This is a genomic window from Nocardia arseniciresistens (genome assembly GCF_046764875.1).
GTDB classification, from domain to species: domain Bacteria; phylum Actinomycetota; class Actinomycetes; order Mycobacteriales; family Mycobacteriaceae; genus Nocardia; species Nocardia arseniciresistens.
In genome coordinates this window covers 76,118-99,057 of record NZ_JBKORD010000026.1, presented here as the reverse complement: position 1 = coordinate 99,057, position 22,940 = coordinate 76,118, and the positions used below count along the sequence as shown (strand labels likewise).

Here is a 22,940-nt window from a genome sequence, read left to right as displayed (position 1 = left end):
GCGTTACTCCGGTGCGAGCCAGACCGCGCTGTTGGGGGCGAGGGCTACGGTCGCCGATGCCGGGCGGCCGTGCCACGGCTCGTCCGCCGCGGTGACGGTGCCGAGGTTGCCGACGCCGGACCCGCCATAGGCGGCGGCGTCGGTGTTGAGGATTTCGCGCCAGCGGCCGGTGGCGGGCAGGCCGACTCGGTATTCGCTGTGTACCGAACCAGAGAAGTTGTAGACGCAGGCGACCATCGAGCCGTCGGAACCGTAGCGCAGGAATGCGAGGACGTTGTTGGCGCGGTCGTCGGCCTCGATCCAGGAATATCCGCCGGGGGCGGTGTCCTGCGTCCACAACGCGGGGTGTGCGCGGTAGACCGCGTTGAGGTCACGGACCGAGGCGGCGATGCCGAGGTGGAGTGGGTTCTCCAACTCCTGCCAGTCCAGTCCGCGTTCGTGCGACCACTCACGGAACTGGCCGAAATCCTGCCCCATGAACAGCAACTGCTTGCCGGGGTGGGCCCACATGTAGGCCAGCACGGCGCGCACGCCCGCGGCCTTTGCGAAGTCGTCGCCCGGCATTCTGGTCCACAGGGTGCCTTTGCCGTGCACGACCTCGTCGTGGCTGATCGGCAGCACATAGTTTTCGCTCCACGCGTACACCAGCGAGAAGGTGATCTCGTTGTGGTGCCAGGAGCGGTGGATCGGGTCGCGGCCCAGGAACCCGAGGGTGTCGTGCATCCAGCCCATATTCCACTTCATGGTGAAACCGAGGCCGCCGACATCGGTGCCCCTGGTGACCCCCGGCCAGCTCGTCGATTCCTCGGCGATGGTGACGACGCCGGGGTGGTACTTGTGCACGGTGTTGTTGAGGTCCTGGAGAAAATCGACGGCCTCCAGATTCTCCCGGCCGCCGTGCACATTCGGCTCCCAACCCCCTTCGGGGCGTGAGTAATCCAGATACAGCATGGAGGCGACCGCGTCGACGCGCAGGCCATCGATGTGGAACTCCTCGATCCAGTACCTGGCGTTCGCGACGAGGAAGTTGCGCACCTCGTTGCGGCCGAAGTCGAAAACGTAGGTGCCCCAGTCGAGTTGCTCGCCGCGGCGCGGGTCGGGGTGTTCGTAGAGTGGGGTGCCGTCGAAGCGGGCCAGTGCCCATTCGTCGCGGGGGAAGTGGGCGGGGACCCAGTCCAGTAGCACGCCGATATCGGCGGCGTGCATGCGGTCGACGAAGGCGCGGAAGTCGTCGGGTGAGCCGAAGCGGGCGGTCGGCGCGTAGTAGGAGGTGACCTGATAGCCCCAGGACCCGCCGAAGGGATGCTCGGAAACCGGCAGCAACTCGATGTGGGTGAATCCGGCCGCGCGCACGTAATCGGCGAGCTGGTCGGCCAGTTCGCGGTAGCCGAGACCGGGCCGCCACGAGCCGAGATGGACTTCGTAGGCGCTCATCGGTGCGCTTGTCGGGTCGGTGCGTTCGCGATTCGCGACCCAATCCTCGTCGGACCACGCGTAATTGCTCTCGGTGACCACCGAAGCGGTGGCAGGCGGCAGTTCCGTCGCGAACGCGAGCGGATCCGCGTGATCCACCGTTCTGCCGTCTGCGCCGTGTACCCGGAACTTGTATTTGGCGCCGACGTCGACGCCGGGCACGAACACTTCCCAGACCCCGGAGGATCCGAGTGCGCGCATCGGTGCGGTGTTGCCGCTCCAGCTTTCGAAATCACCGATCACGGTGACACCGCGGGCATTCGGAGCCCAGACCGCGAACGAGGTGCCGCTCACCTCGCCGTCGAGGGTGCGGTAGCGGCGTGGGTGCGCGCCGAGCACATCCCATAGGTGTTCGTGGCGGCCCTCACCGATGAGGTGCAGGTCGAGCTCGCCGACGGTGGGCAGAAAGCGGTAGCCGTCGGCGGTGATGAGCTGTTGGCCGCCCGGATAGGTGGTGACCAGGCGATAGTCCATGACATCGGGGTAGGGCAGCAGCGCGGCGAATATCCCGTGCCCCAGGGATTTCAGCGGATGGTCGAGGCCGCCGACGCGGACGGCCACCGTCTCCGCGTGCGGGCGCAGCGCACGAACGACCGTGCCGTCGCGGTGCGGATGGGCGCCGAGCACGGTGTGCGGATCGGTGTGGGTCCCGGCCGCGAGCAGCATCAGGTCGCGGCGTTTCACCACGGTGGCCTCGCTCATCGGAAGGTCCTGCGATAAGCCAGCTCGGCGCGAACCTGCTGCGGCACCGGCGGCAGCGCGAGGATGTGGGCGGCTGCGTTGGCAGGATCCAGCCGCACGTAATTCGTCTGCGCCCAGTGGTATTCCTCGCCGCTGACCTCGTCGTACACGACGGGGTGGTCGTACCACTCGTGCCCGATGGCGGGCAGGTCGAGCGAGATCATGCCCTGTTCGGCGCCGAATGGGTTGAGGTTCACCACGACCAGTACCGCGTCGCCGCTGACCGGATCGATCTTCGAGTAGGCGATCAGCGCGTCGTTGTCGACGTGATGGAAGTGCACGCAGCGCAGCTGCTGTAGCGCGGGGTGTGCGCGGCGGATCTCGTTGAGCCGAGTGATCCACGGCTCCAACGATTCCCCGCGCGCGAGTGCCTCGGCGAACGGTCGCGGGCGCAGCTCATACTTCTCCGAATCGAGGTATTCCTCGCTGCCGGGCCGCACCGCCTGGTGCTCGAACAATTCGAATCCGGAGTAGATACCCCAGGTCGGCGCCAGTGTCGCGGCGAGCACCGCGCGGATGGCGAACGTGCCCGGACCGCCGTGCTGGAGGCTTTCGTGCAGGATGTCCGGGGTGTTGGTGAACAGGTTCGGTCTGGCCTCGTCCGCCTTGGCGGCCAGTTCCATGCCGAACTCGGCCAGCTCCCATTTGGCGACGCGCCAGGTGAAATACGTGTAGGACTGGCTGAATCCGCGCCGTGCGAGGCCGTAGAGCCGGGCCGGTCTCGTGAACGCCTCGGACAGGAAGATCACGTCGGGATCGGTCTGCCGCACCTGCGCGATCAACCATTCCCAGAAATCGGCGGGCTTGGTGTGCGGGTTGTCGACCCGGAAGATCTTGACGCCCAACCCGATCCAGTGCCGCACGACGCGAAGCACCTCCGCGTACAGGCCGTCGGGGTCGTTGTCGAAGTTGATCGGGTAGATGTCCTGGTACTTCTTCGGCGGGTTCTCGGCGAAGGCGATGGTGCCGTCGGGCAGCGTGGTGAACCACTCGGGATGCGCCCGCACCCAAGGATGATCCGGCGCGCATTGCAGGGCCAGGTCCAGAGCTACCTCGAGGCCGAGTTCGGAAGCGGCGGTGACGAATGCGGTGAAGTCGGCCTCGGTGCCAAGCGTGCGGTGGATCGCGTCGTGCCCGCCATCCTTCGACCCGATCGCCCACGGCGAGCCGACATCATCCGGTTCGGCGGCCAGTGCGTTGTTGCGACCCTTGCGGTTGATCTCACCGATCGGATGAATCGGCGGCAGGTAGGCCACGTCGAAGCCCATGCTCGCGATGCGCGGCAATTCCTTTGTCGCGGTGGCGAAGGTGCCGTGGATCGGGTTGCCCGCGGCGTCCCGGCCGCCGGTCGAACGCGGGAAGAATTCGTACCACGAGCCGAACAGTGCGCGTTGGCGTTCCACCTGCACAGTGTGCTGCGCGCCCCGGGTGACCATGTCCCGCAACGGGGTCGCGCGCAGGATCTCGGCAATCTCGGTGCCGAAAGCGGGCGCCACCCTGGTTGGCAACTGCTCGTCGCTGCGCAGCGCGGTCGCGGCCGCGCGCAGTCGCTCGAACTGTTTCTTCGGCACCGCTTGGGCGGCGCGCTCGAAGAGTCTGGCGCCGAGTTCCAGATCGTTGGCCAGATCGGCGGCGCTCTGCCCGACGGCCAGCTTCGCCTCCACCGCCGCCCGCCAGCTGGCGATCGGATCGCTCCAGCCCTCGATGCGGTAGGTCCATGCGCCGGGCAGATGCGGGGTGAAGGTCGCATTGAACACGTCGGGCTCGAAATCCGGCGCCATCCGAAGCCGGGTGAGCCGAGACGAGCCGGGCGCGCGCACCGCCAGCGTCGCGGCGACCGCGTCGTGCCCCTCGCGCCAAACCACCGTGCGCACCGGAAAGACCTCGCCGACCACGGCCTTGGCCGCTCGGCCGCCCGCGATGGACGGTGCAGTGTCATCGATAGCGATGCGGCCGGTCACGGGACCAACCGTACCTTTACCTCACGCTTGGACGTCGATCAGCGCGCGTCGGCGGCGAGGCCGAGGCCGAGCGCGACAAGCACCGCGCCGAGCACTCGCTCGATCCGCTGCCGGATCCCCGCGCGACGCAGCCAGGCCCCGGCTCGATCGGCGGCGACCACCACCCCGACGCACCATGTGGTGTCGATGACCAGCTGTATCGCGGCGAGGATCAGCACGGTCGGCAGCACCGGTCCGCTCGACGGCAGGAACTGCGGCAGGATCGTCAGCCCGAACACCGCGGCCTTCGGGTTGGCGGCGATCGATACCAGCGAGGCGCGGAAGGCCGAGGTGGGGGTGCGCCCCGCGGGCAGCATCTTCGTCATGGTCGCGCCGAACTCGTCATCGGCGTGCGCCCCACGCCATGCTTGGATACCGAGCCAGATCAGCACCAGGCCACCGACAATGTGCACCCCGACATTCATGAACCGGTTCGCGACCAGCAGCACCGAGAGCCCGGCGCCACCAGCAAGCGTCCATACGAGCACCCCGATCTCGTTGCCCGCCACCGCGGCCAGCCCCGCCGTCCGCCCATCCCGCACCGCGCGCTGTAAGAAAAGCGCAGTGGCCGGACCCGGCAGCGCGGCGAGAATAAGGCAGGCCAAGAGGAATTGGGGGAGTACGTCGACCCAGTGCGGCATCAGCCGATGCTGTCACGCGCGTGCTCCTTCGGCGACCCGATTTCGCCGATATTCCCGCACCGACGTGCCACTCGCGACGGGCAGCGGGGTGGAAGTGGCGCGCGACCGCGTAGCGCCGTTGCCGGAGTGGCCCGAGCAGGTCGGTGCCGAGTCCGCCGACGGGACGCGAGCGCGCAATGTGGGAGTGACCTGGCTCGCCGGGGGAGTCGGGCTGGGGATTGTTCGGTAGGGTTCGGCTGGTGAAGGCACTTCGTCGATTCACCGTCCGTGCCCATCTGCCCGAGCGTCTGGCGGCTCTGGGCGAGCTCTCCACGAACCTACGCTGGTCCTGGCATTGGCCGACCCAGGATCTGTTCGCGGAGCTCGATCCCGAGTTGTGGCGCGAGGTCGGACGCGATCCGGTGCGGATGCTGGGGGAGGTGCCTGCGTCGCGGCTCGACGAGTTCGCCGCCGATGTGGACTACACCGGCCGGGTCGACGCCGCGGCCGCGGACCTGCGCGACTATCTGGCGCGACCCGGCTGGTTCCAGCGGCAGACCGACACACCCGGTGTACGCGGTATCGCCTACTTCTCCATGGAATTCGGTGTTACCGAGGTGCTTCCGAACTATTCCGGTGGTCTGGGCATCCTCGCAGGTGATCACCTGAAGGCCGCATCCGATCTGGGTCTGCCGCTGATCGGCGTCGGGTTGCTTTATCGCTCCGGCTATTTCCGGCAGGCGCTGACCGGCGACGGCTGGCAGACCGAGCACTATCCGGCGCTCGACCCGCAGGGGCTGCCGCTGCGACTGCTGACCACCGGCCACGGGCGGGCGGAGCGAGGGGATTCGGCGCCGGTGCTCGTCCATGTGGCGATGCCCGATCGGCGAGTGCTGCGGGCGCGGGTGTGGATCGCGCAGGTCGGACGCGTGCCGTTGCTGCTGTTGGATTCCGATATCGCCGAGAACGATCCGGAGTTGCGTGCGGTCACCGACCGCCTCTACGGCGGCGACCAGGACCATCGGATCAAGCAGGAGATCCTGGCAGGCATCGGCGGCGTGCGCGCGGTGCGCGCCTATACCCGTGCGGCGGGGCTGGCCGATCCCGATGTGTTCCATATGAACGAGGGCCACGCCGGATTTCTCGGTGTCGAGCGGATCCGCGAATTCGTGTCGGCCGGACTGGATTTCGACACCGCACTGGCCGCGGTGCGGTCGGCGACGGTGTTCACCACGCACACCCCGGTGCCCGCGGGCATCGACCGGTTCCCGATGCCGCTGGTGCGCAGGTACTTCGGCGGCGGGCACGGTGAATCCGAATCCGCCATGTTGCCAGGCCTTTCCATCGATAGGATCGTCGCGCTCGGGCGGGAGGCCGATCCGTCCGTTTTCAATATGGCCCATATGGGCTTGCGGATGGCCCAGCGCGCCAATGGTGTCTCGCAGCTGCACGGTGAGGTCAGTCGCGCCATGTTCGCGCCGCTGTGGCCAGGGTTCGACGCGACCGAGGTGCCGATCGGCTCGGTCACCAACGGGGTGCACGCGCCCACCTGGGCCGCGCGCGAATGGTTCGACAAGGCACGCGAACACATTGGACCAGAGTTGGTCGAGGAGGCCCGCGGTTGGGAGAAGCTGCGCGATATCGACCTGGGCGAGTTGTGGTCCACAAGGAACACCTTGCGCGCCACCCTCGTGGCCGAGGTGCGCCGCAGGGTGCGCGCATCCTGGTTGGAGCGCGGCGCGGCATCGGCCGAATTGGGTTGGGTCGATGAGGTTTTCGATCCGAACGTGCTGACCGTCGGCTTCGCCCGCCGAGTGCCGACCTATAAGCGGCTCACCCTGATGCTGCGCGATCCGGAGCGGCTGCGTTCGCTGCTGCTCGATCCCGATCGTCCGATGCAATTGGTGGTGGCAGGCAAGAGCCATCCCGCCGACGACGGCGGCAAGGCGCTCATCCAACAGGTGGTCCGCTTCGCTGACGATCCCGAGGTGCGCCACCGCATCGTCTTCCTGCCCGACTACGACATGTCGATGGCCCGCTACCTGTACTGGGGTTGCGATGTGTGGTTGAACAATCCGCTGCGCCCGCTGGAGGCATGCGGCACCTCCGGCATGAAGTCCGCGCTCAACGGCGGGCTGAATCTGTCCATCCGCGACGGCTGGTGGGACGAGATGTACGACGGCGAGAACGGGTGGGCCATCCCGACCGCCGACGGCGTCGCCGACGAGCACCGCCGCGACGACCTGGAGGCCAACGCACTCTACGACCTTTTCGAGCGCACGGTCGCCCCCCGCTTCTACGACCGCAACCCCGTGAACATGCCGGTGCGCTGGGTAGAGATGGTGCGACACACGTTGCAGACCCTCGGCCCGAAGGTGCTGGCCTCCCGCATGGTTCGCGACTACGCCGTCGAGTACTACGCCCCGGCGGCGGCTGCCGGTCAGCGCGCGACCGCCGACGAATTCGCCGGCGCTCGCGCGACCGCCGACTACCGCCGCCGCATCGAGGCCGCATGGCAGTCGGTCAAGGTGATCCAGGTCGACAGCGCGGGTCTGCCCGACACCCCGGTGATCGGCGCGGAACTGTCGTTGGCCGCACGGATCGATCTCGGCGGCCTCAGCGCCTCCGACGTCACCGTCCAGGCGGTGCTCGGCCGAGTCTCACCGACCGACGACCTCTCCGACGTCACCACCTTCCCGATGACCCACACCGAGTCCGAGTCCGGTGTGGAGATTTTTACCGTCGAAACACCGGTGCCCCTGTCCGGCGCTGTCGGTTACACGGTTCGCGTGCTGCCCCACAGTGACCTGCTCGCGTCCGATGCCGAACTGGGCCTGATCGCCGCGCCGAGCGCCTAGCGATCGGTCACGGGTTCGCTGTCGTCGAACCACTGGGTCAGCCGGCGACGCTGACCGATGGGATCGGACGGGCGGGTTCTCCGATTCAGTGAATTGTCGGCTACCGTGCCCTGGCACACCTGTACCGATGTCCGACTGGAGAGCCCATGGTCACCGACGCCTCGACGCGACCCCGAGGACGCCTCGACGCGTACTTCGGCATCAGTTCGAACGGTTCGACCGTGAAGCGCGAATTGATGGCGGGCACCATCACGTTCCTTGCCATGTCCTACGTGCTCGCCGTGAACCCGTCGGTGCTCGGTGACGAAGGCGCGCTCGGCGACAAGGGCATTCCGATGCAGGCGGTATTCACCGCGACGGCGGTCGCCGCGGTGTTCGGCACGCTCGTCATGGGGATCTGGGCCAAGTATCCGATCGCGCTCGCGCCCGGCATGGGGCTCAACGCGTTCTTCGCGTATTCGGTGGTGCTCGGGATGGGGATCCCGTGGCAGGTCGCGCTGTCGGGGACCTTCCTGTCCGGTGTGATCTTCTTCGTCCTCGCGATCACCAAGGTTCGCGAACGCATCCTCAATGCCATTCCGATGCAGATGAAGCTGGCAGTCGGCGCAGGTATCGGGATGTTCGTCGCGTTCCTCGGCCTGAAGAACGCGGGCATCGTGGTCAACAGTGAGGCCACCCTCGTCACACTCGGTGACTTCACCAAGGGGACAACGCTGCTCGCGCTGTTCGGTCTCGTGGCGACGGTGGTGTTCCTTGTCATCGGCTGGCACGGCGCTGTGCTGTACGGCATCGTGCTCACCGCCCTCGTCGGTGTCATCAGCGGCCTCGTCGATCTGCCCAGCGGTGTGGTGTCGATGCCGAAGGGGCTCGAGCACACCTTCGGGCAGGCGATCATCCATCTGCCCGACGCGTTCACCGGGCAGATGGCCATCGTCATTCTGACCATGCTGTTCGTCGATTTCTTCGACTGCTCCGGCACCCTGATCGGCGTGGCCAACCAAGCGGGACTGCTCGACAAGGACGGCAAACTGCCCCGCGCGGCCAGTGCGCTCGCCGCGGACTCGGTGGGCACCATGGCGGGCGCCGTTATCGGCACATCGACCACCACCGCCTACGTCGAATCGACGGCGGGCGTCTCCGCGGGCGGTCGAACCGGACTGACGGCGGTGACCACGGCGGGCTGGTTCCTGATCGCCATGTTCTGCTACCCGATCTTCGCGGTCGTCGCAGGCTCCGCCTCGATCACCGCGCCCGCGCTTATCGTGGTCGGCGTCCTGATGTCCCGCGCGCTCGGCGACATCGATTGGAACCGGCTGGAGTACTCCATCCCGGCCTTTATCACCGTCATCATGATGCCGCTGACGTACTCGATCGCGAACGGGCTCGCGATGGGGATGCTGTTCTATCCGATCGTCATGGCCGCGAAGGGGCGAGTCAAAGAGGTCCATCCGGCGATGTGGGTGCTGATGGTGATGTTCCTCGGATATTTCTTCTTCCTCGCGGAATAGCCCGGCCTACCGGCTGGTCGTTCCACTTCGTGCAATAATCGGACCGCAGTCCACTTCATTGCCGACGCTAACGAAGAACGCTATTCGGAATCGAATCGCAGGGATGGGACCAGCATGAACATCGAGAGCGCGCACGAACGACCTACGAACGCAACCCAACTCGACACCTTCTCCGCCGACATCGGCCTGCTGTTGCTGCGGGTCGTCTTCGGCGGACTGCTCGCCGCGCACGGCTCCCAAAAACTGTTCGGCTGGTTCGGCGGAGTCGGCTGGAGCAAAAACGCCGTCATCTTCGACTCCATGGGGTACAACCCCGGCAAGCTGTTCGGCACCCTCGCCGGGCTCAGCGAATTCACCGGCGGCCTCTTGTTACTGCTCGGCCTGCTGACGCCGCTGGCGGGCGCGATCGTGCTCGGCACCATGATCAACGCGGTCAACGTCAACTGGAGTGCCGGCCTGCTGACCGGTAAGGGCTACGAAACAGCCCTGCTGTTCGCGGCCGTCGGTGCGGCCATCGCCTTCACGGGTCCGGGCAAGTTCTCGCTGGACAGTGGCAGGCCATGGCAGCGAAGTGGTTTCGTCTGGGGTGCGGGGGCCGTGGTGCTCGGCGTCGTCTGCGCGGTCGTCGCGTTGATCTTCAAATGGGTGCTGTGAGTCCGAATGCGGGACGAGCACAGTCGTCGCGGCGTGGTGGAAGATGTAGCTGAACAGTAGATCCGCCAATGATCTTGCGCTGACCAGGAATTCGCCGAGAGTGTTGAACTCGGGCCGCTCCGTCATCAGAAAACCGTCTCATGCGCCGATGGTGTGCGCGGCAACGAGTTCGGGAATCAGCCGCGGCAATTGTGGTGGCCCCGCGCCGCGTGCAGGGCTAGACGCGGGGGCCGCCGATACATCCGGTGCGGGAATCGGGTCCCGGCGGAGTATCAAAGCCAAACTTACTTCTGTATGGAAGTAATCGAACAATTTGTGATTGGGATCACAGCGAGGTGGCGGTGAGCCGCTCGAGTGCCTTCGTGACCACGTTCGGGTCGGAGGTTTCCCAGTACGGCGGCAGCGAAGCGCGCAGGTAGCCGCCATAGCGCGCGGTGGCCAAGCGGGAATCGAGAATCGCGACCACGCCGCGGTCGTCGACGCTGCGCAGCAGCCTGCCGGTGCCCTGGGCGAGCAGCAGCGCCGCATGGTTGGCGGCGACGGTCATGAAGCCGTTCCCGCCGCGCGATTCCACCGCACGCTGCCGCGCGGTGAGCAACGGATCGTCCGGGCGTGGGAACGGAATCCGATCCAGGATCACCAGGCTCAGCGACGGACCTGGCACGTCGACGCCCTGCCACAGCGACAGTGTGCCGAACAGCGAGGTCTCCGGATCGTCGGCGAACTTGCGCACCAGCGCGCCGGTCGAGTCGTCTCCCTGGCACAGCACCGGGGTGTCGAGCCGCGCACGTAGCACCTCGGTGGCGGCCTTCGCGGCGCGCATCGAGGAGAACAGGCCGAGCGTGCGGCCACCCGCCGCGCGGATCAGCCGCTCGATCTCGTCGAGATAGGCGGGCGCTAGTCCGTCGCGGCCCGGCGCGGGGAGATGCTTGGCGACATACAGAATGCCGGATTTGGCGTGGTCGAACGGCGAGCCGACATCGAGCGAGCTCCAGCGCACTGTCTCCACATCGGCAGGCGCGACGGCACCGTTGGCGGTGTTGGAGTCTGCCCGACCGCCCGACTGCCCGGGCAGCCCCCAGGTGATCGCAAGGCCGTCGAACGACCCACCGATTTGCAGGGTTGCCGAGGTCAACACGACGGTCGCGGTACCGAACAACCTGCTGCGCAGCAGACCACCCACCGACAGCGGCGCCATCCGCAGCGTGCGTCGAACGACACCGCGCATCTCGTCGGCAGCAAGCCAGATGACATCACGCCTGGTCGCGGGATCGGGTTCGTCGAACGCTGTCAGCGCGCGTACCGCGCTGTCGTGCACCTCATCGATCGCGGCAAGCGCCTGAGTGCGCGCGGCGGCACCCTCCGGGTCGCCCGGTGCCTGGGTGCCGCCCTGTGGCGCAAGTGCGGTGCGGACATTCCATGCCGCGTCGCGCACGAGGGCGAGCACCGGGGCGACACCATCGGGCAGCGCGTCCCAGCGGGCGGCGGGTAGCTCGTCGAGGACGCTGTGCCAGGCCTCCGACGCACCTTCGAGGCGGTCGACTTCCTTCTCGTCGACCAGTTTGGCGCAGCGCCGCGCCGCGGCACTGACAGCCGAGGGGGCCAATTCCGCGGTAGCGACTCCGGTCACCCGGTCGACAAGCTCGTGCGCCTCGTCGATGACGACGACATCGTGTTCGGGCAGCACCTGAATGCCGCTGATCGCGTCGATGGCAAGCAGGGCATGGTTGGTCACCACCACGTCGGCCTGCGCGGACTCCGCCCGTGCGCGCTCGGCGAAGCAGTCCTGGCCGAACGAGCAGCGCGACTTGCCGAGGCATTCCCGCGACGACACACTGACCTGCTTCCAGGCCCGATCGGTCACGCCAGGCGCGAGCTCGTCGCGATCGCCGGACTCGGTATCGGAGGCCCACTCGTTGAGTCGCTGCACCTCCCTGCCGAGCCGGGAGATCGCGAACGCGTCGAACAGCTCCGCCTCGGCAGGTTCGTCGGGGATCACGCTGTTGATCTTGTTCAGGCACAGATAGTTGTTGCGCCCCTTGAGAATCGCGAACTTCGCGGTGCGCCCGAGTGGCTTGCTCAGCGCCTCGGCAAGGCGGGGCAGGTCGCGGTCGACCAGCTGCCGCTGCAATGCGATCGTCGCGGTCGACACCACGACCGTCCGCCCGGTCCGCACCGCATGGCGCAGACTCGGCACCAGGTATGCCAGGGACTTACCCGTTCCGGTCCCGGCCTGCACGGCGAGATGTTCCTTGGTATCGATCGCGTGGTCAACCGCCGCCGCCATCGTCACCTGCCCGACCCGCTCTTTTCCACCGAGCGCCTGCACGGCAGTGGCCAAAAGGTCGGGGGTGGGCGGCAGTTCGGGCACGCGAGCAGCCTACTGGTTGCGACCGACAGAGATCACCGTCCGCCGCGGTCTGTGCCGGCCGCCGCGGGGCTCGGCGTGCTGTTCGGCAGGTCGGTCCGGGGGCCTACCCGCCGACAGTGCCCTCGAGTTGGATGCCTGCCGCGCGCATGCGGTCGAGGGCGGTGGCGGTGGTGTCGGGGGCGACGCCCGCGGTCAGGTCGAGCAGGACGCGGGTGTCGAAGCCCGCGAATTCGGCGTCGAGGGCGGTGGCACGAACACAGTGATCGGTGGCGATGCCGACGACATCGACCTCGTGGATGTTGTTGGCGTGCAGCCAGTCGGCGAGGGTGACGCCGTCGGAGGCGGCGCCTTCGAAACCGGAATACGCGGCGGAATACTCACCTTTGGAGAAGATCTCCCGGATGGGTGCGGTGTTCAGGTTCGAGTGGAATTCGGCACCCGTCGTGCCGACGCGGCAGTGCGGTGGCCAGGAGTCGAGGAAGTCCGGGGTCTCGGAGAAGTGGGCGCCCGGATCGATGTGGTAATCGCGAGTGGCGACGACGGCGTCGTACCGCACGGTCGCGAGGTGATCGCTGATTCGTTCGGCGACCGCGGCACCTCCGGTGACGGCGAGCGACCCACCTTCGCAGAAGTCGTTCTGTACATCGACGATGATCAACGCTCGGCTCATATCGACCTCCCTTCTGCCGCCCGAATGAACGGGCGGGCTACGGCACGAATGTCGTCGGGATCGCCGGATCGCCGTCGGAAAGCTTCAGGCCTTCCCACGGCAGGCTGACCAGCCCGCGTGATACCAGTTTGCGGCTGTCGGCGAGTGTCGGCTGCCCATCGACCACTTTGCCGCCTCGCACCAGCGGTACGAGCAGCTCGCGGACCTCGAATCCGTTCGCCGCCGGCGGGTCGCTCGCGGCGGGGTAGACGATTTCCTCGACGATGGTGCCGGTGCCTCGCGCCAGCCGCACCGCCTTCTTGGTGCCGCCGCGGGACTCCTTGTGGCTGCTGCGCTTGGCCACCGGCACACCCTCCACCTCGACCAGTTTGTAGACCATGCCCGCTGTCGGCGCGCCGGATCCGGTGACGAGTGAGGTGCCGACGCCGTAGACGTCGACCGGCTCGGCGCGCAGCGCGGCGATGGCGTACTCGTCGAGATCGCCGGACACCACGATGCGGGTTTCGGTGGCGCCGAGGCCGTCGAGCTGGTCGCGCACCTGCCTGGCCAAGACGCCGAGATCACCGGAATCGATACGGACGCCACCCAGCCGCGGACCGGCGACCTCGATTGCCGTCGCGACACCGGCGGTGATGTCGAAGGTATCGACCAGCAGCGTCGTACCGACTCCGAGCGCCTCGACCTGGCTGCGGAAGGCGGCCGCCTCGTGCGCGCCGTCGGCGGCGCTGTGCAAAAGGGTGAACGCATGTGCGCTCGTGCCCGCGCCCGGCACGCCGAAGGTGCGCACCGCCTCCAGATTCGAGGTGGCGTCGAAGCCGGCGAGATATGCGGCGCGGGAGCTGGATGGTGCGGCCAGCTCGTGGGTGCGCCGCGAGCCCATTTCGATCATCCTGCGCCCTGCGGCGGCGCTCACCATGCGGGCGGCGGCCGAGGCGATGGCGCTGTCGTGGTTGAGGATCGAGAGGGCGAGAGTCTCCAGCACGACGCATTCGGCGAAACTGCCGCGCACCGAAAGAATCGGTGAGCCGGGGAAATACAGGTCGCCCTCGGCGTAGCCGTCGATGTCACCGGTGAACCGGTAGTCGCGCAGCCATTCGATGGTCGTTGCATCGGAGAAGCCCGCGACGATCGCCAGTTCGGGTTCACCGAATCGGAACTGCTCGAGCGCATCGAGCAGTCGGGCGGTGCCTGCGACGACGCCGTAGCGCCTGCCGTGTGGCAACCGCCTGGCGAACAACTCGAAGGTGCAGTGCCGGTGCGCCGAGCCGTCGGCGAGCGCGGCGGCAAGCATGGTCAGTTCGTACTGGTCGGTCAGCAGAGCGGTGTTGCCGACGCCGTCGCGGAGGTCCACGAAGCCACTCTAGACAGCGGGGCGGGCATGATAGGCCGGTGCCGTTGGGATGTCTCCCAGAACGTCGAAACGATGGTGGACGGGTGTTGTGATTTCGGAGTCGCGTCGTACCCTGAGTGATATGGGCGTGTGCGAAGCGAACGCGACACTGTCGGCGGCACAGGCGACTCCAGAGGCGGTCGAGTACACCGAAATCCTGGAGGCCGAGGACCGTCCATGGGTCACGGTGGTCTGGGACGACCCGGTCAACCTGATGCATTACGTCACCTACATCTTCCAGAAGCTCTTCGGCTACACGAAGGCGAAGGCGACCGAACTGATGCTCCAGGTGCACAACGAGGGCAAGGCCGTCGTCTCCTCGGGTGGCCGAGACAAAATGGAACAGGATGTCAGGCGGCTGCACGCGGCAGGCCTGTGGGCGACCATGCAACGGGACGACTGACCGGTACGACTACGCTGACACCAGTGCGAAAGTGGAGCCGAAAGAACTCACTGAGCGGCCTCAAATTGCGCTCCGAGATGGATGCGCGTGAGGCGAGCGTGCTGCGTTCCCTGGTGGGCTCCGTCTCCGGGCTGCTGATCGAACGGGCCAACTCGACCCCCGAGGACGATCTTGCCGCGCTAACCGGGCTGCGCACCGGCAACAGCGACCCGCCGGAGGACCCACGGCTGCATCGCCTGCTGCCGGATTTCCATCGCAGCGAACCCGGTTCTCCCGACGCCGATCGCGCCGATCTCAACAGCGCGCTGCGCGGGCTGCACGAGCCGGAGATCATCGACGCCAAACTGGCCGCGGGCACGGTGGTCATGAACACGGTGCCCGAAGACGGCGGCCGAGTCCTGCTGACGCCGGAACAGGCCGACGCGTGGTTGACCGCGCTCACCGATGTGCGCCTTGCCTTGGGCACGATGCTCGGAATCGATGCCGATACCCCCGATCATCTCGACGCCGACGACCCGCGCGGACCTCATCTCGACGTGTACCACTGGCTGACGTGGATGCAGGATTCGCTGTTGGAGGCGCTGGCTCCGTAAGGGCGCAGCCGGAGGTACGCCCGAGACGATCTCGTGACCGACAGGCAGGAGCGTTATGAACGGACGAGCCGGACAACGCAATTCGCTCACCGACGTCCCCGGCCTACTGGTCGGCCATCACCACCGGCTCGATCCGGAGGCGACGCTCGGCTCGGGTGCGGCGACCGGTTGCACCGTGGTCCGCGCGCCGGGCGGTGCGATCGCCGCCGTTGACGTGCGTGGCGGCGGACCCGGCACCAGGGAGACCGATCTGCTCGACCCGGCAAACACTGTGCGCCAGGTGAATTCGATCCTGCTCACCGGCGGCAGCGCCTACGGACTTGCCGCGGCCGACGGTGTGATGCGCTGGCTGGAGGAACACGGTGAGGGCATCCCGATGGATCCGACCGACCCGAGCCGGGTGGTGCCCATCGTGCCGGGCGCGGTGATCTTCGATCTTCCGGTGGGGGAGTGGGGCATCCGGCCCACCGCCGAGTTCGGCTACCTGGCCGCGGCGGCCGCGGCGGTCGAGTTCGAGCGCGGGTCGGTGGGCGCGGGTGTCGGCGCGCGCGCCGGTTCGATCAAAGGCGGCGTCGGCACCGCGAGCATCGTGCTGAGTGACGGTGCCGCCGCAGGAGTTACCGTCGCCGCGCTGATCGTGGCCAATCCCGTCGGCTCGGTGTTCGATCCACGCACCGGTCTGCCGTGGGGAGCCGGGACCGACGGCCCCGAATACTTCGGCCTTCGCCCGGCCGACGCCGAGCAGTTGGCGAACGCGAACGCGCTCGCCGTCAAAGGCACCGTCCTCAATACGACCATCGGCGTGGTCGCCACCGACGCGCCACTGGACCCCGTCGGCTGCCGCCGCATGGCGACCACCGCGCACGACGGACTGGCCCGCGCGATCCGCCCAGCCCATTCCCCGCTGGACGGCGACACCCTGTTCGCCTTGGCCACCGGCACCGCGCAGCCGACGAACTTCCCGGTGCCGTTCGCATTTCCGCAGGACCTGCTCGTCCTCGACGAGGTGTGCACCGCGGCGGCGGTCTGTGTGGAGCGCGCGATCGTGGACGCGGTTCTGGCCGCCCGATCAGTCGCGGGCATCCCCTCCTACGTAGACCTGTTCACAGCCTTCGGGGAATAGCCGAATATTCTGACTCGTTGTCGAGTGCGATACGTCGACACTAGCTGTGCCTAATTTTCGGAAGGGTTTGACTCGTGCTGGTGATCAGGGCCGACCTTGTTGAGGCGATGGTGGCGCATGCCCGCGCCGACCATCCGGACGAGGCCTGCGGTGTCATCGCGGGGCCGGAAGGCTCGGATCGTCCTGAGCGGTTCGTCGCCATGGTCAATGCCGAGCGGTCGCCGACTTTCTACCGATTCGACTCCGGCGAGCACCTGAAGGTGTGGCGTGAGATGGACAGGGCCGATGAGGAGCCGGTGGTGATCTACCACTCGCACACCGCGACCGAGGCATACCCCAGCCGCACCGACGTGTCCTACGCCTCCGAGCCGAACGCGCACTATGTGCTGATCTCCACCCGCGATCCCGAGCGCCACGAGTTGCGCAGCTACCGGATTCTCGGCGGCGAGGTCACCGAGGAGCCCGTGCAAGTCGTCGACGCGTACACAGCCGCTGAGACCGCCCCATAGTTGTCGAAATCGAGGAGTTCCAATGTCGGTAACCGTGTCCATCCCGACGATCATGCGTGGCCTGACCGGCGGTGAGAAGCGGGTCGAGGCGAAGGGCGCCACAGTGTCCGCGCTGATCGACGATCTGGAGGCCAACCATCCCGGCCTCGCCGAGCGGCTGCTCAACGACGGCAAGCTGAACCGCTACGTCAACATCTATGTCGACGACGAGGACGTGCGCTTCTCCGGTGGCCTGGCCGCCGAGGTGTCCGCCGATGCCGAGGTGACGATCCTGCCCGCCGTCGCGGGCGGCTGAGCGACCACATGGCGCGTTATGAATCGCTCATCGCGACGCTGGGTAACACCCCGCTGGTCGGGCTGCAGAATCTGTCTCCGCAGTGGGAGGGTGACAACCCGGTGCGGCTGTGGGCCAAGCTGGAGGATCGCAATCCGACCGGATCCATCAAGGATCGCCCTGCCCTGCGGATGATCGAACAGGCCGAGGCCGACGGTCTGCTGACCCCCGGCTGCACGATTCTGGAGCCGACCAGCGGCAATACCGGAATCTCGCTGGCGATGGCCGCCAAGCTCAAGGGCTACCGGCTGGTCTGCGTGATGCCGGAGAACACCTCGGTGGAGCGGCGTCAGCTGCTGACCATGTTCGGTGCGCGGATCATCGATTCCCCTGCCGCCGGCGGCTCCAATCAAGCGGTGGCCAAGGCCAAGCAGATCGCGGCCGAGAATCCGGACTGGGTGATGCTCTACCAGTACGGCAACCCCGCCAACGCGCTCGCGCATTACGAGACGACCGGACCGGAGATTCTCGCCGACCTCCCCGAGATCACGCATTTCGTTGCCGGACTCGGCACCACGGGAACCCTGATGGGGACCGGCCGATTCCTGCGCGAGAAGGTACCCGACATCCAGATCGTCGCCGCGGAGCCCCGCTACGGCGAACTCGTCTACGGGTTGCGCAATATCGACGAGGGCTTCATCCCGGAGCTCTATGACGAGTCGGTGCTCACGAGCCGCTTCTCGGTCGGCCCGTTCGACGCGGTCAAGCGCACCCGTGAATTGGTCCTCGAGGAGGGCATTTTCGCGGGCATCTCGACCGGCGCGATCCTGCACGCGGCGCTCGGGGTCGCTCGCAAGGTCGTCAAGGCGGGCCGACGCGCGGATATCGCCTTCGTAGTCGCCGACGGCGGCTGGAAGTATCTGTCGACCGGCGCTTACGACGGCACGCTCGAAGAGGCGGAGGAACGCCTCGACGGCCAGCTCTGGGCCTGACTCGCCGCCGCGTCCAGCAGGACATCCGGTTTTACGCACTGCCTGGTCGTGACGCGCACCGGTACGCTCGAAGAGGCGGGACACCGGCTCGTGATCGGATATTCGCGGCCGCGCGGCCCTGCTCGACGAGGAGGTTGCGATGACCGGCGGTACGGGAATCGGGTCGTCGTTCGACCCGGATCGGATTGCCGCGCTACGTGCGCAACTGGGTAACCCGGTCGGTACGACACCACCGAGCGTGCCGCTGCCAGGACCGCCGTTGTCGAGCCCGGCCGCGAAATCCGACAACCTCGGCGTCATCAAACAACTCTGGTTGCGCGCCGGGATTCTGATCGGCGGGTTCGTCGCGCTGCTCTACGGCATCGAGGGCGTCGACACTCTCAATGACAACCAGCTCGATCGAGCCGGCATCGAGCCGCGCACGGCCGACGGGCTGTGGGGCATCCTGTGGGCTCCCGTCCTGCACGGAGGCTGGGACCATCTGATCGGCAACACCCTGCCCGTGCTGGTGCTCGGCTTCATGACGCTGCTGGCCGGCATCGGTCGTGGGCTGGCCGCGACGGCGATCATCTGGGTCGTCGCCGGGGTGGGAACCTGGCTCACCGGAGCGAGCGGGTCGGTGCATCTCGGTGCGTCGGCGCTGGTTTTCGGCTGGTTGACCTTCCTGATCTCGCGCGGCTGGTTCGCGCGCAACGTCACGCAAATCGTGGTCGGACTCGTCGTTCTGGCGCTGTACGGGTCGCTGCTGTGGGGTGTATTGCCTGGACAACCTGGAATCTCTTGGCAGGGACATCTTTTCGGGGCGATGGGTGGAGTGGTTGCCGGCTGGGTACTCTCTGGTGATGAACGTCGACACCGTCGCGGGGATCGAGCCGGAGTCAATGCGTCGTCACGCTGACCGTGCGGCCCGTCGAGAAATGTGGGGGACCCCTTCTCGAGCGAGCGTGGCGCTGTCATGAGTGAGAATTCGTCGTGGGAGCATGGGCGAATGCGCCTTACCGTCCTCGGGTGCTCGGGCAGCGTGTCCGGCCCGGACGCTCCTGCGTCGGGATACCTGCTGACCGGGCCGGATATGACGCCCGTGGTGATCGATTTCGGACCGGGCGTGCTCGGTGCGTTGCAGCGTTACGCCGATCCCGGCGAGGTCGACATCTTCCTGACCCACCTGCACGCGGATCATTGCCTCGATCTGCCGGGTCTGCTGGTGTGGCGGCGCTACCATCCGACGCCACCGGTGGGGAGGGCGATCGTCCGAGGCCCTTCCGATAGCGCACTGCGCATCGGTAATGCCTCCGCGGAGATCGGTGGTGAATGCGACGACTGGTCCGATGTGATCGACCATCGCGCCTGGAATGCGGGCGAAGCGATCGAGTTCGGTCCGGGCCATACGGTGACGGCGCGCCGGATGTACCACCCGCCGGAGTCCTACGGCCTTCGTATCGTCACCGCGGCGGGACAGACCTTCGTCTACACCGGCGACACCGCGATGTGCGATGCGGTCGGTGAGCTGGCACAGGGCGCCGACATCTTGATGGCCGAAGCCTCGTGGACCCACGACCCGGCGAATCGTCCTCCGGGAATTCATCTTTCGGGTACCGAGGCGGGCATGATCGCGGCCGCGGCCGGGGTAAAGGAACTCCTGCTCACCCACATCCCGCCGTGGACCTCACGCGAGGACGTGATCGCTGAGGCGAAGGCCCAGTTCTCCGGCCCGGTGCACGCGGTCGCCCCCGGTGAAACCTTCGATATCTGACCGGTTGCCGATGACACCACTTGGTGTCCTAGGCTGTGCCGGTGTCGAGACGAGCCGATGGCAGGGCGGACGATCAACTCCGCGAGGTACGTATCACCCGTGGATTCACCGCGCACCCAGCCGGTTCGGTGCTGGTGGAGTTCGGTCAGACCCGCGTGATGTGCACCGCGAGTGTCAATGACGGCGTGCCGCCCTGGCGGCGCGACTCCGGCCTCGGCTGGCTGACCGCCGAATACGCGATGCTGCCCGCGGCAACCCACACCCGCAGCGGGCGGGAATCGGTGAAGGGCAAGGTCGGTGGCCGCACCCAGGAGATCAGCAGGCTGATCGGCCGGTCGCTGCGTGCCTGCATCGACCTGGCGGCCATCGGTGAGAACACCATCGCCCTCGACTGCGACGTGCTGCAAGCCGACGGTGGCACCAGGACCGCGGCCATCACCGGCGCGTACGTCGCGCTGTCGGACGCGGTCACCTATCTCGCTGCCGCGGGCAGGCTTGCCGACCCGCAGCCGATCTCGTGTGGCATCGCCGCGGTGAGCGTCGGTGTCGTGGACGGCAGGGTGCGCCTCGACCTGCCCTACGAAGAGGATTCGCGCGCCGAGGTAGACATGAATGTGGTCGCAACCGACACCGGCACCCTGGTGGAAATCCAGGGCACCGGCGAGGGCGCAACCTTCCCGCGCTCCACCCTCGACAAGATGCTCGACTCGGCGCTCGCCGGTTGCGAGCAGCTGTTCGTGGTGCAGAAAGAGGCGCTGGCGCTGCCCTATCCCGGCGTGCTGCCCGAGCCGACCGAGTCGAAGAAGAAGTAAATGACGCGGCGCGTGCTGGTTGCCAGTCGTAATGCGAAGAAGCTGAACGAGCTGCGGCGCATCCTCGATGACGCCGGTGTCGCGGGCATCGAGATCATCGGTCTCGACGATGTGCCCGCTTACGACGAGGCGCCCGAGACCGCAGCGACCTTCGAGGAGAACGCGCTAGCGAAGGCGCGCGACGGTGCTGCGGCCACTGGATTGGCTTGTGTCGCAGACGATTCCGGCATCGCGGTGGACGCATTGAACGGAATGCCGGGCGTGCTGTCCGCGCGTTGGTCCGGCGGGCACGGCGACGACGCGGCGAACAATGCGCTACTGCTCGCTCAGCTCGGCGATGTGCCGGACGAGCGGCGCGGCGCGCAGTTCGTTTCGGCCTGCGCGTTGGTGGTTCCCGGCGGCGGCGAGACCGTGGTTCGCGGCGAATGGCCCGGCGCGATCGGGCTCGAGCCCGTTGGCGACGGCGGTTTCGGCTACGACCCGTTGTTCGTTCCCGAGGGCGGCGACGGCACCGCCGCGCAACTCACCCCTGAGGCGAAGAACGCGGTCTCGCATCGTGGACGCGCGCTGGCCCAGTTGCTGCCCACGCTCGCCGCACTCGCGGACTGAATCCCGTCAGAGGTTGAACTCCGCCTTGACCTTCTTGGCGTTGACATGCTCGACGAAGAAGGACAGTAGCGGGATGGTGCCCGCGATCAGAGTGCCGACCGTGCGCAGCACCGGCCAGCGGACCTTGACCGCGAGGTCCGCGGTGACAAGCAGGTAGGCGAAGTACACCCAGCCGTGCACCACGGCGATCCAGCTCGGGGTGTGCACGTCGAAGCCGTACTTGGCGATGATTTCACCGGTCAGCAGCAACAGCCAGAGACCGGTGACCCACGCGAGCACCCGGTAGCGCTGCAATGCGCCCGCGATCTTGCTCGTGTTCGCAGGGGCGGAAGTGGCTGCCGCCGCCTCTGCGGTCGGGGTGGCCTCGGTCGAGTTCTCGCTGGTGGTCAACCGGCGCTCCTCTCGGTATCGCGGGCGCGCGGGCCCGCCTCACGGACGTGCTGGTCGATGTCATTGGCGTGCAGCTGAGCGAGGTATTTGTTGTATTCGGCGAGCACCGGATCCTGTGACCGAACGGCCTTGGGGCGTTCCGGCAGCAAACCTTCCGGAATCTCCCGTGGTGCAACGGATTCGGGGGCCCGCCTCGGCTTCGCCGGTGCCTGCTCCTCGGTGCCGGATTCGCGTTCCAGGCGCACGAAGCGGAAGTAGGCGAACACCGCGAAACCGGCGAACAGCGGCCACTGCAACGCATAACCGAGGTTCTGTCCGGTACCGCTGGATGACTCGAATCGCTGCCACTGCCACCAGCCGAGAGCCAGGCAGCCGAGGGCAGCAACGATCACCAGCGCGATGAGGGCCGGGCGATTGTGTGCCGAGCGGCGAGGTGGAGCGGACACGGCTAACACGGTACCCGTCTACTACGCGGCCCGTAGGAGCAGGTCCGCCGGTGGACGTCACACCAAGGGGTGACAAACGCCCACCCTCGGAGGTGGGAGGTCACTACTGGGGTTCCTGTTGGAAAGAGGCTCTGGGGACGAGATTTATAGGCATACCGAAGACGCCACGGACCAAGGCTTTCCGAGAGGGAAACGAAGATGAACACACTGATCGAATCGCCTACAGCCAGCAACTACTCGCAGGTCGCTGGAAACGACACCGCTAGCAACTACTTGCAGGTCGCTCGAAACGACACCGCCGTCGCCGTGTCCGCCGCCGACTGCGAGCTCACCTACGGCGAGCTCGACCTCTGGTCGAACCGTCTGGCGCGGCTGCTCTTCGCCCGCGGTGCGGGACACGGTGTCCGGATCGCGGTGGCCGTCACCCCCGCGGTCGAGGCCATCGTCACCGAATGGGCCATCGCCAAGACCGGAGCCGTCGCGGTCGCGCCGACCCATGCTGCCTCGTTCGGCGTGACCACCAAGGCGCGGCGCGGTGAGCTCACCGATTCCCTCGGCTGGCTCTTGCTCGACGACCGCTCGACACTGGTGCACTACATGACCGGTTCCGATGCCCCGATCACCGACGCCGACCGCGGCGCCTTGCTCGAGACCGCCTGATCCAGTTCCTCCGCCACGGGCGGATCTCGGCTCAACGCCGGGATCCGCCCGGCATCTCGATCTTGATATGTCGCTGTTTCCGAAGACGCCA

Annotated in this window: 22 protein-coding genes; 14 read left to right on the top strand and 8 right to left on the bottom strand. The window is 67.1% G+C overall.

Translation table 11 applies throughout. The features are described 5' to 3' along the window. Nucleotides 1-3 precede the first annotated feature (3 nt). Genes glgB through ACLMAJ_RS35210 form a run of 3 tightly spaced genes read right to left on the bottom strand, consistent with a single transcriptional unit; the run spans nt 4 to nt 4,855 of the window. Nucleotides 4-2,175 carry a 1,4-alpha-glucan branching protein GlgB gene (gene glgB / locus ACLMAJ_RS35220; protein ID WP_412018225.1) on the bottom strand — a complete coding sequence of 724 codons (2,172 nt, stop codon included), beginning with the start codon at nt 2,173-2,175 and terminating at the stop codon, nt 4-6. After that, on the bottom strand, nt 2,172-4,175 hold the full coding sequence (locus ACLMAJ_RS35215; protein WP_412018224.1) for an alpha-1,4-glucan--maltose-1-phosphate maltosyltransferase: 2,004 nt from the start codon (nt 4,173-4,175) through the stop codon (nt 2,172-2,174). The genes glgB and ACLMAJ_RS35215 overlap by 4 nt, the downstream gene beginning before the upstream one ends. 38 nt (nt 4,176-4,213) lie before the next feature. After that, nucleotides 4,214-4,855, bottom strand: coding sequence for a LysE family translocator (locus ACLMAJ_RS35210; protein ID WP_412018223.1), 642 nt, complete (start codon nt 4,853-4,855; stop codon nt 4,214-4,216). Between the two features lie 239 nt (nt 4,856-5,094). On the opposite strand from ACLMAJ_RS35210, the gene glgP reads away from it, so the two are divergent. From glgP to ACLMAJ_RS35195, 3 genes are all read left to right on the top strand, one after another. Next, the gene (gene glgP, locus ACLMAJ_RS35205) at nt 5,095-7,692 is read left to right on the top strand and encodes an alpha-glucan family phosphorylase (RefSeq protein WP_412018222.1); all 2,598 of its coding nucleotides are present in this window, start codon (nt 5,095-5,097) and stop codon (nt 7,690-7,692) included. A gap of 146 nt (nt 7,693-7,838) precedes the next feature. Next, nucleotides 7,839-9,200: an NCS2 family permease gene (locus ACLMAJ_RS35200; RefSeq protein WP_412018221.1), complete on the top strand. Its 1,362-nt coding sequence runs from the start codon at nt 7,839-7,841 to the stop codon at nt 9,198-9,200. Nucleotides 9,201-9,314: 114 nt separating this feature from the next. Next, the gene (locus tag ACLMAJ_RS35195) at nt 9,315-9,854 is read left to right on the top strand and encodes a DoxX family protein (protein WP_412018220.1); all 540 of its coding nucleotides are present in this window, start codon (nt 9,315-9,317) and stop codon (nt 9,852-9,854) included. A 325-nt stretch (nt 9,855-10,179) separates the two neighbouring features. Here the strand turns inward: ACLMAJ_RS35195 and ACLMAJ_RS35190 are convergent, their stop codons facing one another. The 3 genes from ACLMAJ_RS35190 to ACLMAJ_RS35180 form a co-directional block, all read right to left on the bottom strand. Then, on the bottom strand, nt 10,180-12,225 hold the full coding sequence (locus tag ACLMAJ_RS35190; protein WP_412018219.1) for an ATP-dependent DNA helicase: 2,046 nt from the start codon (nt 12,223-12,225) through the stop codon (nt 10,180-10,182). 103 nt (nt 12,226-12,328) lie between these two features. Then, nucleotides 12,329-12,895, bottom strand: a complete 567-nt coding sequence (locus ACLMAJ_RS35185) for a nicotinamidase (protein ID WP_412018218.1) — start codon at nt 12,893-12,895, stop codon at nt 12,329-12,331. A gap of 37 nt (nt 12,896-12,932) precedes the next feature. Next, nucleotides 12,933-14,246 (bottom strand): nicotinate phosphoribosyltransferase, encoded by a 1,314-nt coding sequence (locus ACLMAJ_RS35180; RefSeq protein WP_412018217.1) that lies wholly within the window; start codon nt 14,244-14,246, stop codon nt 12,933-12,935. Between the two features lie 121 nt (nt 14,247-14,367). Between ACLMAJ_RS35180 and clpS the strand changes: the two genes are divergently transcribed. The 10 genes from clpS (at nt 14,368) to rdgB (ending at nt 21,353) form a co-directional block, all read left to right on the top strand. Continuing rightward, nucleotides 14,368-14,688, top strand: coding sequence for an ATP-dependent Clp protease adapter ClpS (gene clpS / locus ACLMAJ_RS35175; RefSeq protein WP_412018216.1), 321 nt, complete (start codon nt 14,368-14,370; stop codon nt 14,686-14,688). 23 nt (nt 14,689-14,711) lie between these two features. After that, a complete protein-coding gene (gene aosR / locus ACLMAJ_RS35170; protein WP_412018215.1) occupies nt 14,712-15,281 on the top strand; it encodes an oxidative stress transcriptional regulator AosR in 570 nt (189 codons plus the stop codon). 55 nt (nt 15,282-15,336) lie between these two features. Continuing rightward, the gene (locus tag ACLMAJ_RS35165) at nt 15,337-16,404 is read left to right on the top strand and encodes a P1 family peptidase (RefSeq protein WP_412018214.1); all 1,068 of its coding nucleotides are present in this window, start codon (nt 15,337-15,339) and stop codon (nt 16,402-16,404) included. 74 nt (nt 16,405-16,478) lie between these two features. Continuing rightward, entirely contained in the window at nt 16,479-16,913 is a 435-nt protein-coding gene (locus ACLMAJ_RS35160) for a M67 family metallopeptidase (RefSeq protein ID WP_412018213.1), read from the top strand. A gap of 22 nt (nt 16,914-16,935) precedes the next feature. Continuing rightward, on the top strand, nt 16,936-17,208 hold the full coding sequence (locus ACLMAJ_RS35155; protein ID WP_412018212.1) for a MoaD/ThiS family protein: 273 nt from the start codon (nt 16,936-16,938) through the stop codon (nt 17,206-17,208). Nucleotides 17,209-17,216: 8 nt separating this feature from the next. Continuing rightward, the gene (locus tag ACLMAJ_RS35150) at nt 17,217-18,179 is read left to right on the top strand and encodes a PLP-dependent cysteine synthase family protein (protein WP_412018211.1); all 963 of its coding nucleotides are present in this window, start codon (nt 17,217-17,219) and stop codon (nt 18,177-18,179) included. 139 nt (nt 18,180-18,318) lie between these two features. Further along, nucleotides 18,319-19,077 (top strand): rhomboid family intramembrane serine protease, encoded by a 759-nt coding sequence (locus tag ACLMAJ_RS35145; protein WP_412018210.1) that lies wholly within the window; start codon nt 18,319-18,321, stop codon nt 19,075-19,077. A 90-nt stretch (nt 19,078-19,167) separates the two neighbouring features. Beyond that, on the top strand, nt 19,168-19,932 hold the full coding sequence (locus tag ACLMAJ_RS35140) for a cyclic nucleotide-degrading phosphodiesterase (RefSeq protein ID WP_412018234.1): 765 nt from the start codon (nt 19,168-19,170) through the stop codon (nt 19,930-19,932). Nucleotides 19,933-19,973: 41 nt separating this feature from the next. Further along, entirely contained in the window at nt 19,974-20,744 is a 771-nt protein-coding gene (gene rph / locus ACLMAJ_RS35135; protein ID WP_412018209.1) for a ribonuclease PH, read from the top strand. Beyond that, nucleotides 20,745-21,353 (top strand): RdgB/HAM1 family non-canonical purine NTP pyrophosphatase, encoded by a 609-nt coding sequence (gene rdgB, locus ACLMAJ_RS35130; protein WP_412018208.1) that lies wholly within the window; start codon nt 20,745-20,747, stop codon nt 21,351-21,353. Between the two features lie 6 nt (nt 21,354-21,359). Here rdgB and ACLMAJ_RS35125 read toward each other — a convergent pair whose 3' ends face one another. Together ACLMAJ_RS35125 and ACLMAJ_RS35120 are read right to left on the bottom strand one after the other, a co-directional pair. After that, the gene (locus ACLMAJ_RS35125; RefSeq protein ID WP_412018207.1) at nt 21,360-21,743 is read right to left on the bottom strand and encodes a DUF3817 domain-containing protein; all 384 of its coding nucleotides are present in this window, start codon (nt 21,741-21,743) and stop codon (nt 21,360-21,362) included. Beyond that, the gene (locus ACLMAJ_RS35120; protein ID WP_412018206.1) at nt 21,740-22,189 is read right to left on the bottom strand and encodes a transcriptional regulator; all 450 of its coding nucleotides are present in this window, start codon (nt 22,187-22,189) and stop codon (nt 21,740-21,742) included. Before ACLMAJ_RS35120 ends, ACLMAJ_RS35125 begins: the two co-directional genes overlap by 4 nt. A 198-nt stretch (nt 22,190-22,387) precedes the next feature. On the opposite strand from ACLMAJ_RS35120, the gene ACLMAJ_RS35115 reads away from it, so the two are divergent. Beyond that, a complete protein-coding gene (locus ACLMAJ_RS35115) occupies nt 22,388-22,849 on the top strand; it encodes an AMP-binding protein (protein WP_412018205.1) in 462 nt (153 codons plus the stop codon). Nucleotides 22,850-22,940 lie beyond the last annotated feature (91 nt).